Genomic DNA, 15,407 nt, shown 5'->3' with positions numbered 1-15,407 from the left:
CTCATTTAATGTTTCGGCTCTTAGATATTGATAATGAATATGACTTGAAACTGATGGCTGGTCGTAGCCCTGTAGATGTTCGTTGAAGATGAATGCGCAGCTGCACTACATATGTATTGCGTTTGAACTGAATGTTTGAAAAAACTTGTCAGGACTGTGCGGGTTCGGCAGTGAACTCATCCGGCGAAAGCATCCAGTTCATATAAGGAAGCTTTCTACCAAGTGTCGGGCTCAGGATGATTGCCTGTGCAAGTAGCAACGACCTTCTCAACGTCAAGCCCTCTACCAGTTTCACGCACTGTTCCCGCAATAAACGCAATGCCTCATCGCCTAAGGGGGGATATTGGCTGAGACCTTCTCGGGCTATATCCTGATAGATCTTGAGATGGTGGTCGCACAGGTTTGTTTTTTTAAGTTCCAGCGCCGTAATAACCCGGGACTTATCTGTATCCAGGGTCCACTTGCGTGTTTGGAGGTGATAGCTCAGGGCGCCGGGAGCGCCATCCTTGACGGCAACATTGAGAACCTTCAATTGTTCGGACGATAACCTGGAAAGTTCCAGGGGCAACGCGGCGTCGGGGTCGAGCGGGGGGGCAAAGTACCGGCCATCGAGCGCTTCCACATGAACCCGCTCGAACAGGCTGTCGACCGCATACACGACACCCTGTGCAGTGATAACGCGTATCTGGTCGATAAGGTCTTCAGCCTCATAAGCGGGAAGATGAATGACCGTTCCGCCAATTTGCAGCAGGTTGTCGGCCAGTGTTATCTCGACCTGGCCCAGGTGCGTGGCGTCGAATTCCCACCGTGAGGCCTGGGGTAAGCGGGGATTGGCGCCGGCCAGTGCACCGGGCGTGGAGAGGCGTAGCGTCATGTTCGGGCTGAGGTGGACAAGGTAGGTAGAGCCTTGGCCAATCAGGACTTCGACACCCGTTTGTACAGGGGAGGAAGTGAGCAGGGCGCAGGTCGCCCGGTTGCCCATGAAATGGGGTTTCTTATCCAGGGGTTGAAGGTAGGCGTATTTCTTTTTTGTCGGTGTGAGTGGCAGTGGTACTTCCGTTTTCCACGTCACTGGATCCTTGTCGATGAATTTGTTGTCCAGCAACAGATTGTAGTCGGGGGTCGGCAGGGCCAAACGATAGGATGAACCGTCATTCATGATCAGGATGAAAGTATGGTGCGAACTCAGGGCGGAAAATGCGCGTCGCCTTGTGGTTTTTCGCGCGGTATAACGCTCATCGGAACTTGCCAGGTTTTTCAGGACGACTTGGCGATTGCCAAAGTGCAACGTCAGGCCACACTCTCCATAGCGAGCAGTCTCCGATTCGTCTTCCTGGGTGACATGGGCGTTGTAGTGCGCCTCGATCCGTGTCAATTCTGAATGGACGTAATCCAGATGGAGGGTGGTGGAACATTCGCTTTTCTGTTTCACCTTGAGTGTGGCGAGTTCAATATGGCGAGCAACGTAATAGCTCGTATCGTTGTCGTGGGCGATCGACTGCTCGCTTCGATTGTTGAGGATGGCCGGGTTTCGGGGTGTTCCTTGTTGCACCATGACGGCTTCAATGGCGAGCAGACGGCCATGCTCGATGCTGTCGGGCAGGTCGGGCAGCCAATGGAAACCGTCTTTGGTAATGACCGTCAGTTTGTTGTTTTTCAACGTTCGTGGGTACGCCGTGTCGCTGTAGACGTTGTTGACGGTGACCTTGCGCACGTCCCAGTCATTTGCGTCAAAGCGCGAAGCAAGCACCAGGTTGCCTCCTACAATGGCCCAGCTTTCAATCAGGTCCGCTCGCCAGTCCAGTGCAATGACACTATTGCCCACGCCGTCTTCGCTGATCGATACATGGCCCGGTTTATGGGCGATGGCGTAATCATCCTCGCCAGGACCACCGTCTGCATCGCGGTTATTGCCACCGAGGATGAAGATCTGGTCATCGCCCGCGCCGGCCTCGATTGAATCGTTGCCGCGGGACTTGATGATGTTCGGGCCGGCCGTACCCTTGATGACGTTGGTTCCGCCTTCAAGGATTTCGACATGTTCAATGCTTTCAAGGACGGCATGGGGACTGCTCTCCCCAGCAGGGCTTGCCTGGGTGATGACGGATACTTGCCCAGCCTCCAGATCGACCTGATAACCCAGTCTCGGCTTCTGACTGTTGCCGGGACCACCCGCCAGTATCAGCGTGTCATTGCCCGCGCCGCCCACCAGGTTATTGGCTGGAAGCGCCTGATCCCCAATGACGATCTGTGTCGAACCCTCGTCGATGAAAACATCATCTTTCGCGCCGCCGCTCAGTGTCTTGACGCCTGCCCCGTAATGGAAAACGTTTGGTTTGTCTTCAACGCCTAGAACAGTGTCGTTGCCGCCGCCGATGTACCAGTGGATGCCTTTATGTTCCGCCGTCGCTTCAATGACTGCGCCGGGAGTTTCAGCCGTTACGCCATTGCGTGCATCGATCGAGTCATCGCTGTCCTTGATCCTGGGGCGTACGGTTGTTGCTTGATACTTTTCGCCGGTCCACCAGTTCCAGGTGTTATAGGTCACTCGTTCGAGTTCTACCTTGAACTTACCGTTTACGATCGCCTCGGTGCTGTCTTTCAACGAACCCCTGAGCAAGTTCAAGGCATTGGCCTGGAGTCGCCTGGTATGTTCGGCGGTTGCCTTGGCGATGGTGTAGCGGTCCTGGATATCGTCATCGGGGCTGATTGTCCAGAAAGCGAACCAGCCCGTACGGAGGCGCTCGTGAACGGTGAGTTGTAGGTAGTCGTCGATTTCATCGACCTGACGGATCGCGCCCCAGATCTGTGACCCGACCACCAGGACCAGCCCGGCGGCCAGGCCTGCTGGGCCCGCTGACGTAAACCCGGCCAGGGCTGCGATGCCGATGGTCACCGCCATGGCGGCGCTGGTGACGCTCAAGGCTGCGTTGACGTAGTGGTCGGTGGCCTCGCGGCCGGTGGCGCTGGCGGCCGCCTTGAACGAGTCGACCGCGGCGATGATATCGAAAGGCAGTGTCAGCACGCTGGCAATCAAGCCGCTGCCACGGGCCAGCCTGATGGCGAAGGTGGTTTTGGCGAAATCTCCTAGGGAGCGCTGACCGGCCTTGATCATCTGTGTGGCCTGGCGGGTGACCAGCGCTTCGACACCGATGGAAGCCACCTCGGCGGCCACGCTGGCGCCATTGAAAAGGGTCTGGTAGGCGTCCTTGTCCCGGATGGCGTCTTGCAGGCCTCGCAGGCCGCTGTAGATTCCGAAGGCCTGAAGCCCCAGGCCCGTGGGGATGAGCACCTGGCTCTTGGCCTGGTTTATCCAACTCAGTGAGCGTTGCGCAAGCACTCGGGTGTCGAGGTTCTGGGCCGCTTTCAAGAGCTTTTCCAGGGTGCTCCGATAACCGCCCGGCCCAGCCTGGGTTTCAAGAGTTTCCCGCAATAATGATGGTGCGGAGCGTGATCGCTGGCTTGCCATTTCGAACAGCAAGGTTGGCAGCCGATAGTCGTTTGCATCGCTGGTCAGTTTTATTCGTGTTTCGATATCGCTGGCGTTGAACTGCAGTGAGTTCAGGAAAAAGCGATTGGGGATGCGGAAAAAAGTATTGTCACCGTTCAGGGGCTGTCCATCGGTTGTGGCACCGAGCGCATTCAGGGCTGAACGGGTAACGGCCACGGAACCGATGTGGAACGGGCCGTAGAGTTTATCCACAACTTCAAGTTGCGCCTGTCGTTGCTGGTGTTCCGGACTGAGTTGCAGTTGATCGGCAACTTCGAAGTCGAGTGTTTCGGTTGTATGGGGATTGGCGTGTAAGCCTATATCCGTAATGACTACGCCATGCTCGACGGAAATGGAGGGCGGGTGAATAACCTGGGCCATTGTGAACTTCCTTGTTCAACGCTGATTGAATGGCCCTCTATGTAAGATGTTTTCCTGAATGATGTATATCGATGGGTTGTTGCCTCGTTTTGCAATTCAGTGGGCGGACAATAAAGACGCCGCGCCCGCGCCGCCAAACAAGCCTGCACTGATGCGATTGAACCAGCTCTGGCCTTTACCCGTACGCAGATAGCGCGCCGCGCCGTGGGCACCGAGGCCGTAGGCCAGCTTGCAGAGCAGGTCGAGGACGGTCCAGGTGGCAATCATGATCAGCAGTTGTGGCAGGAACGGTTGCCCGGCGCTCAGGAACTGCGGCAGGAAAGCGGCGAAGAACAGGATGTCTTTCGGGTTGCTGGCACCCAATACGAATGCCCGACCGAACAACGCGCGAAAGCGCGGCACGGTGGCGGCCTGGGGCACCTCGGCGCCTTGGGACGGTTGGCGCGATTGCTGCCAGCTCTGCCAGGCCAGGTAGAACAGGTACAGCGCACCGACGATTTTCAGGGCACTGAACAGTTTTTCCGAGGCCAGCAGCAACGCACCGAGCCCCAGCGCCGAGGCGCTCAACAGGCAGATCGAGGCGATCACCCCACCCAGGAACGCCGGATATGAGCGGCGCAGGCCGTAGTTCAGGCTGTTGCCGATCATCAACAACGACAGGGGGCCGGGGATGAGGATCACCACCAACGCGGCGCCACTGAACAACAGCCAGGTTTCCAGATTCATTGCTTTGCTCCTGATGTACAAAAGCCTCACCCAATGGGTGAGGCGGGTGGATTCGATACCGCTTACAAGAAGATGAACTTGGCGATGAAGATCGCGCAGAGCACCCACAGGCTGACAGAAATTTCCTTGCGTTTACCGGTGCCGGCCTTGAGTACCACATAGGTGATGAAGCCCAATGCAATACCGTCGGCGACCGAAAAGGTCAGGGGCATCATGATGGCCGTGACGATGGCCGGAATGCTGTCGGTCGGCTCGTCCCATTCGATATGGGCCATGCCGCCCATCATCAGCATGGCGACGTAGATCAAGGCACCGGCCGTGGCATAGGCAGGGATCATCCCGGCCAGTGGCGCGAAGAACATGGCGGCAATAAATAGCACGCCGACGGTCACTGCGGTAAGCCCCGTCCGGCCTCCCGCCGCGACACCGGCAGCACTTTCCACGTAGCTGGTCACCGGCGGCACCCCGACCATGGCGCCGAACACGCTGGAGGCGCTGTCGGCTTTCAGGGCGCGAGACAGGTTCTCGATCCGCCCATCGGGCTTCACCAGGCCGGCACGCTGGGCCACGCCCATCAAGGTGCCGGCGGTGTCGAACATATGCACGAACAGGAAGGCCAGCACCACACTGATCATGCTGACGTTGAACACGCCGGCCACGTCCATGGCCATCCAGGTCGGTGCCAGGCTCGGTGGCGTCGACATCACACCGTTGTATTGCACCAGCCCCAGGCCCCAACCGGCCAGGGTCACGGCGATGATGCTGATCAGGATCGCGCCGAACACCCGGTGATAACTGAGCACGGCGATCATCAGGAAGCACACGGCGGCGAGCAGCGGGCCGGGTTCACGCAACGAGCCGAGCTTGATCAGGGTGGCGGGGCTGTCGACGATGATCCCGGCGGTCTTCAGGCCGATCAGTCCGAGGAACAACCCGACCCCCGCACCCATGGCGAACCGCAGGCTCACTGGAATGCTGTTGAGCAGCCACTCACGAACCCGCGACAGGGTCAGGATCATGAACAGCACGCCGGAAATGAACACCGCGCCCAACGCGGTTTCCCAGTTGTAGCCCATGGTGCCGACCACGGTGTAGGTGAAGAAGGCATTCAGGCCCATGCCCGGTGCCAGGCCCACCGGCCAGTTGGCGTACAGGCCCATCAACAGGCAACCCAGGGCGGCGGCGATACAGGTGGCGACGAAGGCCGCGCCGTGGTCGATGCCGGCGTCGGCCATGATGTTGGGGTTGACGAAAATGATGTAGGCCATGGTGATGAAGGTCGTCAGGCCGGCGATCAGCTCGGTCTTCACCGTGGTGCCATGCAAGCTGAGTTTGAAGATGCGCTCCAGCCAGCCACGGCTTGATGGCGGCGAGAGGTCCAGCGTCCGGGCTTCGGGTTTGCGGCTTTCCACAGCGAGTACTCCTCAACAGTTTTATTGTTATTTCCAGCGTCGCAGGCCATCCGGAGGAGGCATGCGAGCTTTGAGGCAAGTAAGGCTGGCGAAGTAGTTGACCTGTTGGTCAGGAACTCGCACGAAGCGAATTATGCTTTTGTATACAAATAAAGCAAATAATGTTTTCTGTTTTGTCGACGAAATGTCCGGCGATAGGGATATATCGCCTGGGAGGACGCTATCGCGAGCAGGCTCGCTCCCACAGGGTTATGCACACGCCATAGGTCCAATGTGGGAGCGAGCCTGCTCGCGATAGCGCCAATCCAAGCACCGCAGATCCTGCAGCCCCTCAGTCCGCAGACCCCTTGCCCAACGCCATATTCACCGCCAACCACCCATTCACCGCCGCTTCCCCGGCCTCGGCAAACACCCGCTCCAGCAACTTCACCTGCTCGCGGCGCAACGCCTGTTCGAACCGCGCCCCTTCGTCGGTCAGCTCCAGCAGCCGCTTACGCTTGTCGGTCTCGGAGGCAACGCTGTTCACCAGGTGCATTTCCATCAGTTGTCGCAACGGCATGTTCAGGGCCTGCTTGGTCACGCCCAGCAGGGCCAGCAGTTCTTTCACACTCAGCGACGGATACCGGGCAACGAAGAAAACGATGCGCTGGTGCACGCGGCTCAACCCTCGACGCTCAAGCATTTCATCGGCCTTGGCGGTGAACGCCTGGTAGCCGAAGAAGAACGCTTCCATGGCCATCTGCTGGGAAGTCGGGTTTTTAAGGTCAAGCATATTGACGTATCCAGAAAGGTCGGGGTAATTTCGGTCAATCAGTTTGACTCATTTCCCCAATGCCTCGCTACAGGTGGTTCCCATGGCTTTTTCCGAACGTGTCTCGCGCCTCAAAAGTTCTTTGATTCGAGAAATCCTCGCAGCAGCCCAACGCCCTGAGGTGATGTCGTTCGCCGGCGGGCTGCCGGCCGAAGCCATGTTGCCGAAAGTCGAGTGGGACGCCATGCCGTTGTCCATGGGCCAATACGGCATGAGCGAAGGCGAGCCGGCCCTGCGCGAAGCCCTTGCGGCGCAGGCGCGGGCGTTGGGGCTGGCCTGTGAGGCGAGTCAGGTGCTGGTGGTCAGCGGCTCGCAGCAGACCCTCGACCTGGCGGCGAAACTGCACATCGACGTCGGTACCGAGATCATGCTGGAGGCGCCGACCTACCTGGCGGCGTTGCAGATTTTCCAGCTGTTCGGCGCCGACTGCATCACCGTCCCCCTGGAGGCCGACGGCCCGGACCTGAAGCAGTTACGGACACGCCTGGAACAGCATCGGCCGGCCTTCATCTACCTGATCCCCACGTTCCAGAACCCTTCGGCAGTGCGCTACAGCGAGGCCAAGCGCGACGCGGTGGCGGCCTTGCTGGATGAGTTCGGCGTTACCCTGATCGAAGACGAACCCTATCGCGAACTGACCTTCGACGGCGGCAGCGCCACGCCGATTGTCAGTCGCTTGAAGAAAGCCAGTTGGATCTACACCGGCACCGTGTCGAAAACCCTGTTGCCGGGGTTGCGGGTGGGTTACTTGATTGCCAGTCCGGACCTGTTCCCGCACCTGTTGCGGCTCAAGCAGTCGGCAGACCTGCACACCAATCGCGTCGGCCAATGGCAGGCTCTGCAATGGATCGGCAGCGAGAAGTACCGCAGCCACCTCGGTGAATTGAGGGATTTCTACCGGGATCGTCGCGACCGGTTCCAGGCAGCGTTGCACAGGCATTTTTCCGACATCGCGGACTGGAACATGCCCGAGGGCGGGCTGTTTTTCTGGTTGACCCTCAAGCAACCGCTGGACACCCGCACGCTGCTCGCCGCCGCGCTGGCGGCGGATGTGGCGTTCATGCCGGGGGAACCGTTCTTCCCCGAGCCGGACCAGCACCCGGGGCATTTGCGCTTGAACTTCAGCCATATAGATCCGGCGCGGCTGGATGAAGGGCTGAGGCGGTTGGCGGGGGTGGTGCGGGAGGCGTTGGCGATCGAAGCGGCGTGAGGCGGTGGGGCTTGTGGTGAGCGGGCCGGCGCTATCGCGAGCAGGCTCGCTCCCACAGGGGTTTTGTGAACACCGAAGATCCCATGTAGGAGCGAGCCTGCTCGCGATGGGGCCTTCACATCCACCCAAAAACCATCAGACCGCCGAAAACCGCTTATCCAGATAATCAATGATCACCTTGGACTCATACATCCAAGTGGTTTCCCCGTTCTCTTCGATACGCAAGCAAGGCACCTTGATCCTGCCACCTTGTTCCAGCAGCGCCTGGCGATCCTGTTCGTTGTGCTTCGCATCGCGCAGGGCCACCGGTACGTTAAGACGGCGCAGGGTACGGCGGGTTTTCACGCAGAACGGGCACGCGTGGAACTGATACAGCGTCAGGCTGCGGGCGGCCTGGTCGACCTGCGCCTGGGCATCGGCCGGGCGCTGTTTCTTGCCGGGACGGGTGATGAAGTCGATGAAGATGATCAGTTGGCCCAAGCCAACTCGAAGCGCTTTGACGATCACGGTATAAGCCTCGCGGCAGGGAAGAAGAGGGCGCGCAGCTTACCTGATTTTTCACAGGCGAAAAAAAACCGGCGATCAGTGCCGGTTTTCTCGAGCGACAGGTTACTTGATGAGGCTGAGGAACTCGCTGCGGGTCGCGGCGTTTTCACGGAACTCACCGAGCATCACCGAGGTGATCATCGAAGAGTTCTGCTTTTCCACACCGCGCATCATCATGCACATGTGCTTGGCCTCGATCACCACCGCCACGCCCAGGGCGCCGGTCACCTGCTGGACCGCGTCGGCGATCTGGCGGCTGAGGTTTTCCTGGATCTGCAGGCGACGCGCATACATGTCGACAATACGCGCCACTTTCGACAGCCCCAGCACCTTGCCGCTCGGGATGTAGGCCACATGGGCCTTGCCGATGAACGGCAGCAGGTGATGCTCGCACAACGAGTACAACTCGATGTCCTTGACCAGCACCATTTCGCTGTTGTCGGAGCTGAACAAGGCACCGTTGGTGACTTCTTCGAGGGTCTGTTCATAACCACGGCAGAGGTACTGCATGGCCTTGGCAGCACGCTTGGGCGTGTCGAGCAGGCCCTCGCGGGAAACGTCCTCGCCCAGTTGGCCGAGAATCGCGGTGTAATTCTGTTCCAGAGACATGAAGCTACCTGTGGGATTTTACGCAAAGGGCAAGGGTACGGTGGCGGACACGGCGCTGCAAGCTCGGCAATCGAGGGCTACTCGTCGCGACCTTCCATCATGGTGCGCTTGAGCATCACGTACACCGCTCCGGCGCCGCCGTGTTTTGCCTGGCAGGAGGTGAAGCCCAGCACTTGGGGGTGCTGGCGCAGCCAGGTGTTGACGTGGCTCTTGATCATCGGCCGCTTGCCGTCCAGTCGCACGGCCTTGCCGTGGGTGACGCGCACGCAGCGGATTTCGAATTTCGTCGCTTCGGCGAGGAAGGCCCAGAGGGTTTCCCGGGCTTTTTCGACGCTCATGCCGTGCAGGTCGAGGCTGCCTTCGAAGGGGATCTGGCCGACCTTCAGCTTGCGCATCTGGCTTTCCTGGACGCCGTCGCGTGCCCACATCAACTCGTCTTCGGGGCCTACGTCGATCACGAACTGATCGGACAATCCGTCCACGGTCGTGGCATCGGCGCGCACGGTGGCGGCCTGGCGCAGCTTGGCGATCTGTGCGCGATCGGCTTTGGGTTTGCCGGTTTCGGCGCGATCGTGTTTGATCGGTTTTACGCCCTGGATCGCACTCTTGAACAGGGAAAAGTCGTCGTCTTGCATGTCAGCCTCCGCGAAGGCCGGCCAGTTTACCCAAGTCCGGCGGGATCGGGTGCGACAAAACGTCGGATGGCGGGTCAGTCGTGCTTTTTCATCAGGTGCGGAGCCATGGCCAGCTCCAGGGATTGGCGGGCGCGTCGGCGGCAGCGGCGCCAGAGCCAGACCCCCAGCAACAGGATAAGAAGGCCCACGGCCAGAATGATCGCCGAACCGAGCGGGGTGGCATTCAGATCGCCCAGCGCGGGCGGGCGGCCCAGCAGGCTGGCAGCGCCGGCCATGGCCAGCAGGACGCCAAGTGTTGCCAGCAGCGCCGCGATGGCCGCGCCAAAACGAAACCGCCAGTTGCTCGGGCCTTTGGGCCGCAAGCGACGTGCGTCAAAACCATCGGATATCTTCATTCCGACCTTCCTCAATGGGTATCGGCCTTCGACCGGAAGATGTTCGGGTTGTTCCTGAGGCTAGGCAAATGAGAGGCTTTTGCGGATGAGCGGCGGAAGTGGCCGCTCATCGAGGGGCAGTCAGATCAAGTCGTGGGTCAGGGCCAAGGTGGCGAAGTTGTCCGCCATGATCGCCATTTCGGTCTGGTGCACGTGTTCGGCGCTCAGGACGCCGCCCTTGTGCGGCAGGTCGCGGGTGGCGCAGGCGTCTTCCACCAGGGTGCAGCGAAAACCCAGGTTCTTGGCGGCGCGCACGGTGGTGCTGACACTGGAATGACTCATGAAACCGCAGACGATCAGGTCCAGTGGGCCGAACTCTTCCAGGCGCTTTTTCAGTTCGGTGCCATGGAAGGCGCTGGGCAGCAGCTTGCCGATGATGGTTTCGTCACCCTGGGGCTCGAGGCCTGGAATGAATTCCCCGCGTTCACCCTGTGGATCGAACAGCCCGCCATGGGTGCCCAGGTGACGCACATGCACGATCGGCCGGCCGGCGGCACGGGCCGCGCCGAGCAATTGCCTGATGTTCGCAACCGCTGCATCCATGCCACTCAGGGCCAGGGGGCCGGCGAGGTATTCTTTCTGGGCATCGATGATGATCAGGGTCGCTTGACTCAGATTGGCCGCCGCGTAACCACGACCACTGAGTTGAAACATCGTTTTTGGAACGGACATTCTGGGGCTCCTTCGGGTGGGGCTTTTGCGACATTCTCCTCTGGCTGAGCGGTTCTGTGAATCGCTTCCATCGCAAGCGCCGTCGTTGCTGGCCTACAGCCTTGTCAAGATGCCCGTCTTGTTCAATGGGTGGCACAAAAAACGGAAGGGTCCTACGAGTGCCCTGGCGTTTTTCGGTCGTCCTTGAGGCACGTTTGGGTGGGGGCGCGTTTGGCTGTTAGACTCGCCAGTCGTTTTTTCTGGAGTTTGCCGCTGTGATCACTTCCCGTCTTCGTACCCTGCGCGACCATATCCGTTGGGCCGTCAGCCGTTTCCATGGGGAGGATCTGTTCTTCGGCCACGGCACCGACAACGCGTGGGATGAAGCCCGCCAACTGGTGTTGGGCGCGCTGCACCTGCCTTGGGAAATGGCCGACAGCTACCTGGATTGCAGCCTTGAAGACGACGAACTGGTCCATGTGCAGCGCCTGCTGCAGCGACGTATCGCAGAGCGTATCCCGGCAGCGTACCTGTTGGGTGAAGCCTGGTTCTGCGGGATGTCGTTCATCGTCGACGAGCGTGTGCTCATTCCGCGCTCGCCCATCGGTGAACTGATCGAAAAACGCTTCGAACCCTGGCTGGCCCAGGCCCCTGCGCGGATCCTCGACCTGTGCACCGGTTCCGGCTGCATCGGCATCGCCTGTGCCTATGAGTTTCCGGAAGCCGAAGTGGTGCTGACCGACCTGTCGTTCGAAGCGCTGGAAGTGGCCAACCAGAACATTGAGCGCCACGGCGTCGATGAGCGTGTCTTCACCGTCCAGGGCGATGGCTTCGACGGCCTGCCGGGGCAGCGTTTCGACCTGATCGTGTCGAACCCGCCCTACGTTGATGCGGAAGATTTCGCCGACATGCCCCAGGAATACCAGCATGAGCCGGAGTTGGGTCTGGCCTGTGGCGATGACGGCTTGAACCTGGTTCGCCGGATGCTGGCCGAGGCGGCCGACCATCTGACCGAGAAGGGCCTGCTGATTGTCGAAGTGGGCAACAGCCAGGTGCATGTCGAGGCGTTGTACCCCGAAGTCGATTTCACCTGGCTGGATTTTGATCGCGGCGGGCATGGCGTGTTCATGCTCAGCGCCGAACAGTGCCGTCAGCATCAGGGGCTGTTCGCTTCGCGGGTTTAATGCGGTTTAGGCAGGCTTTTGTGGCGAGGGGATTTATCTGTGGCGAGGGGATTTATCCCCGCTGGGCTGCGAAGCAGCCCTGAAACCAGGCAACTCGGTGCCTCAGACAGATTGAGTTGAGACTGCATGGGGCTGCTTCGCAGCCCAGCGGGGATAAATCCCCTCGCCACAGGTGTATTCCAAGTCATTGCCTCGGAAAAGACCCGGTACTCAGTGCCGCGTCGCAATCCAGATCAGCAAGCCCGCCTGGAACATGGCAAACGCCACCAGGCAGGTGATGGTGAAGCGCAGGCCGGTGTCTTCGCGCTTGAACTTGTTGACCTTCTCCTCCTGCTGCTTGAGTTTGACTTCCTGTTCCGCCAGGTTCTGCTCGGCTTGTTGCAGCATCTGCGCGGCTTCGAGGATTTCCACGAACTGCAGCTTTTCGGTGTTCCAGTCGCCTTTCAGGTCACCGACCTGGGCATCCTTGACACTGCCCTTGAGGTGCTGGGCATCGGCATAGACCACCTCGAAGCCATGGGCCTGCAGGAAGCGGTCGCGGCGCAGCCGGGTGTCTTCGTTCAGCGCGTCCTTGTTGCTCAGGTCGGTGCCGTCGACCCGGTAGCTCGACCAGCGCTTCTTGGCCCAGGTAACGGCCTGGGCGGCGAGGAAACGGCCGATGCCGCGGTTCAACGGCTCGATTTGCAGGTTGTCCGGGGAAAAGTGCAGGCGTTTTTCGACGTGATCGGCCCAGACGTCCAGGTGATTCTGTTCCTTGCGCACGCGCTGGCCCGGCAACTGGATGCTCATGCGCAACAAGCTGCGTTCCTTGCTGTGGCGCTCGGCGTAGCTGAATTCGACAAACCGCAACGGCCGCGCGCCCGTGGCACGGTCCGTCTTGAGCGGGGCCAGCCGGAGCATCTTGTGGTGCTCGGCCTGCACGTCCGCCCAAGGCAGCTCCACCGCCGGTGTGGCGGGCGTTTCGGCGGTGGTGTCGGGTGAAGTTTCAGTCTCAGTCATAACGGCGAAATCCTGTCCTGGCCGGCTCGTCGGCAGCCAATGCGCTGTCCGACACCGGTCTATCGGCCGTTTTCCCCAGGACTGGAGGGTTAAAAGCGCTTAACGGGACGCTATCGAGCCAATAAAAGCCAGGATATGGGTACCGAGCGCCGCCGCGAGGGGCAGATCAGGGTTTTTATAGGACGCCAGTTGTTGTTTCTCGTCGTTGGGCACGATACGCATCACGTGGTTCATGCCCTCGATCAGCGCCAGCTCGGCGTCGGGTTTGGCCGCCTTCAATTGCCGGGCATCATCGACGCTGACCTGAATGTCATGGCTGCCCTGGATGATCAAGGCCGGGACTTTCAGCGCCGCGAAAGCCCGGGCCGGATCCTGGCGGAACAGCGAGATCAGATACGGCTGCACGCTGGGACGGAAAATGAATTGCAGTTGCGCCGGCACGTTCGCGTCGAGGCGACCGGCCTTGAGGCTGTCGAGCAGCTCGTTACTGCGCAACATCAGCGCTGGAGGCAGGCGGCTGCCCAGTTGCTGGCGCAGCACCTGGTCGATAGGCCGGGCACTGCCGGCCACCGAGATGACCGCTGCCGCGTTGGCCTGGGGGGCGGCAAGGCTGGCGATCAACGCGCCTTCGCTGTGGCCCAGCAGGATCAGCGGGCCCAGCCGTGGGTCGGCGCCCAGCTTGTGGCTCCAGGCCACGGCATCGGCGACATAGGCCTCGACGCTCAGGTCGCGTTCGTCCGGTGTCGCGGCCAGGCTGGCAGCCACGCCGCGCTTGTCATACCGCACGCTGGCAATGTTGTGCCTGGCCAGGACCCAGGCCAGGCGCTTGAGACTGTCATTGCGTCCGCCCTCGGGGTTATTGCCGTCGCGATCCGTAGGACCAGACCCGGAAATGATCAGGACAACCGGTACCGGTGTGTCGGATTTGGGCAGCAGCAGGGAACCGAAGAGTTCCCCGTGGCCGCTGTCGAGGCTGATCGGCCGTAGCAGGACCGTCGCCTGGGCCAGGCTGGAAAACAGACCGATGAACAGGGTAAGGCTCAGGACACGCAGGTTTAGCATCATCACGCCACTGGTTGCGAAGGTGCCGGTTGGACTGGCAGCCACCGATAAGGTTCGAGGATGAACTACGCAGTTAGCCTGCGTATACTGGCGCCCATCAAGAATCCCAGATTGAGTTTCTCAGCGATTTCACGGAGCACCCTGCATGTCCGGCAATACCTACGGCAAGCTGTTCACTGTCACCACCGCGGGCGAAAGCCATGGCCCGGCGTTGGTCGCCATTGTCGACGGCTGCCCGCCGGGCCTGGAGATTTCCCTGGAGGACCTGCAGCGTGACCTGGATCGCCGCAAGCCCGGTACCAGCCGCCACACCACCCAGCGCCAGGAAGCCGATGAAGTCGAGATCCTGTCCGGGGTGTTCGAAGGGCGCACCACCGGTTGCGCCATCGGCCTGCTGATCCGCAACACCGACCAGAAGTCCAAGGACTACTCGGCCATCAAGGACCTGTTCCGCCCGGCCCACGCCGACTACACCTACCACCACAAATACGGTGAGCGCGACTACCGTGGCGGCGGCCGCAGTTCGGCCCGGGAAACCGCGATGCGCGTGGCGGCCGGGGCGATCGCCAAGAAGTACCTGGCCAGCCAGGGCATCGTGATCCGTGGCTACATGAGCCAGTTGGGCCCTATCGAAATCCCGTTCAAGACCTGGGATTCGGTGGAGCAGAACGCGTTCTTCTGCCCTGACCCGGACAAGGTACCGGAGCTCGAGGCCTACATGGACCAACTGCGCCGGGACCAGGATTCGGTCGGCGCGAAGATCACCGTAGTGGCCGAAGGGGTGATGCCCGGCCTTGGCGAGCCGATCTTCGACCGCCTCGACGCCGAACTGGCCCATGCGCTGATGAGCATCAACGCGGTGAAAGGCGTGGAGATCGGTGCCGGTTTCGCCTGCATCGCCCAGCGTGGCACCGAGCACCGCGACGAACTGACCCCGCAGGGTTTCCTCAGCAACAACGCCGGCGGCATTCTCGGTGGCATTTCCTCGGGCCAGCCGATCGTGGCGCACCTGGCCTTGAAACCGACGTCCAGCATTACCACGCCGGGGCGTTCCATCGACATCCAGGGCAACCCGGTGGAAGTCATCACCAAGGGCCGTCACGACCCGTGCGTGGGCATCCGTGCCACGCCGATTGCCGAGGCAATGATGGCCATCGTCTTGATGGATCACCTGCTGCGCCATCGCGGCCAGAACGCCGATGTAAGGGTCGGCACCCCGGTGCTGGGTCAGCTTTGATGGCTGACCTGCCGACCGCC

General features: G+C 60.6%; 14 protein-coding genes. 3 read left to right on the top strand and 11 right to left on the bottom strand.

The window, feature by feature from the left end:
- Positions 1-148: 148 nt before the first annotated feature.
- The 4 genes from LOY67_RS20345 to LOY67_RS20330 form a co-directional block, all read right to left on the bottom strand.
- Complete coding sequence (locus LOY67_RS20345; RefSeq protein ID WP_265064159.1) at positions 149-3,871, bottom strand: calcium-binding protein; 3,723 nt, start codon at positions 3,869-3,871, stop codon at positions 149-151.
- A 96-nt stretch (positions 3,872-3,967) separates the two neighbouring features.
- Positions 3,968-4,597, bottom strand: a complete 630-nt coding sequence (locus tag LOY67_RS20340; protein WP_265064158.1) for a LysE family translocator — start codon at positions 4,595-4,597, stop codon at positions 3,968-3,970.
- 62 nt (positions 4,598-4,659) lie between these two features.
- Positions 4,660-6,009 carry an NCS2 family permease gene (locus LOY67_RS20335; RefSeq protein ID WP_139648965.1) on the bottom strand — a complete coding sequence of 450 codons (1,350 nt, stop codon included), beginning with the start codon at positions 6,007-6,009 and terminating at the stop codon, positions 4,660-4,662.
- 331 nt (positions 6,010-6,340) lie between these two features.
- The gene (locus tag LOY67_RS20330) at positions 6,341-6,781 is read right to left on the bottom strand and encodes a MarR family winged helix-turn-helix transcriptional regulator (RefSeq protein ID WP_265064157.1); all 441 of its coding nucleotides are present in this window, start codon (positions 6,779-6,781) and stop codon (positions 6,341-6,343) included.
- 82 nt (positions 6,782-6,863) lie between these two features.
- Between LOY67_RS20330 and LOY67_RS20325 the strand changes: the two genes are divergently transcribed.
- Complete coding sequence (locus LOY67_RS20325; protein WP_265064156.1) at positions 6,864-8,030, top strand: PLP-dependent aminotransferase family protein; 1,167 nt, start codon at positions 6,864-6,866, stop codon at positions 8,028-8,030.
- Between the two features lie 135 nt (positions 8,031-8,165).
- Here LOY67_RS20325 and LOY67_RS20320 read toward each other — a convergent pair whose 3' ends face one another.
- From LOY67_RS20320 to LOY67_RS20300, 5 genes are all read right to left on the bottom strand, one after another.
- Entirely contained in the window at positions 8,166-8,537 is a 372-nt protein-coding gene (locus LOY67_RS20320) for a glutathione S-transferase N-terminal domain-containing protein (protein ID WP_265064155.1), read from the bottom strand.
- Positions 8,538-8,639: 102 nt separating this feature from the next.
- On the bottom strand, positions 8,640-9,185 hold the full coding sequence (gene folE, locus LOY67_RS20315; RefSeq protein WP_003204506.1) for a GTP cyclohydrolase I FolE: 546 nt from the start codon (positions 9,183-9,185) through the stop codon (positions 8,640-8,642).
- A 77-nt stretch (positions 9,186-9,262) separates the two neighbouring features.
- Positions 9,263-9,820 (bottom strand): Smr/MutS family protein, encoded by a 558-nt coding sequence (locus LOY67_RS20310; RefSeq protein WP_265064154.1) that lies wholly within the window; start codon positions 9,818-9,820, stop codon positions 9,263-9,265.
- Between the two features lie 74 nt (positions 9,821-9,894).
- Positions 9,895-10,215, bottom strand: coding sequence for a hypothetical protein (locus tag LOY67_RS20305; protein ID WP_265064153.1), 321 nt, complete (start codon positions 10,213-10,215; stop codon positions 9,895-9,897).
- A 120-nt stretch (positions 10,216-10,335) separates the two neighbouring features.
- Positions 10,336-10,926 (bottom strand): cysteine hydrolase family protein, encoded by a 591-nt coding sequence (locus LOY67_RS20300; RefSeq protein WP_144929622.1) that lies wholly within the window; start codon positions 10,924-10,926, stop codon positions 10,336-10,338.
- A gap of 254 nt (positions 10,927-11,180) precedes the next feature.
- On the opposite strand from LOY67_RS20300, the gene prmB reads away from it, so the two are divergent.
- Positions 11,181-12,089, top strand: coding sequence for a 50S ribosomal protein L3 N(5)-glutamine methyltransferase (prmB, locus tag LOY67_RS20295; protein ID WP_265064152.1), 909 nt, complete (start codon positions 11,181-11,183; stop codon positions 12,087-12,089).
- 210 nt (positions 12,090-12,299) lie between these two features.
- Here prmB and LOY67_RS20290 read toward each other — a convergent pair whose 3' ends face one another.
- Entirely contained in the window at positions 12,300-13,088 is a 789-nt protein-coding gene (locus LOY67_RS20290; protein ID WP_265064151.1) for a hypothetical protein, read from the bottom strand.
- Between the two features lie 99 nt (positions 13,089-13,187).
- Positions 13,188-14,153 (bottom strand): alpha/beta hydrolase, encoded by a 966-nt coding sequence (locus LOY67_RS20285; protein WP_265067795.1) that lies wholly within the window; start codon positions 14,151-14,153, stop codon positions 13,188-13,190.
- Between the two features lie 142 nt (positions 14,154-14,295).
- Between LOY67_RS20285 and aroC the strand changes: the two genes are divergently transcribed.
- The gene (gene aroC, locus LOY67_RS20280; protein ID WP_265064150.1) at positions 14,296-15,387 is read left to right on the top strand and encodes a chorismate synthase; all 1,092 of its coding nucleotides are present in this window, start codon (positions 14,296-14,298) and stop codon (positions 15,385-15,387) included.
- Positions 15,388-15,407 lie beyond the last annotated feature (20 nt).

It is taken from the genome of Pseudomonas sp. B21-056 (assembly GCF_026016325.1).
Taxonomy (GTDB): domain Bacteria; phylum Pseudomonadota; class Gammaproteobacteria; order Pseudomonadales; family Pseudomonadaceae; genus Aquipseudomonas.
The sequence above is the reverse complement of the archived record's forward strand: the minus strand, read 5'-3'. Positions and strand labels throughout refer to the sequence as shown.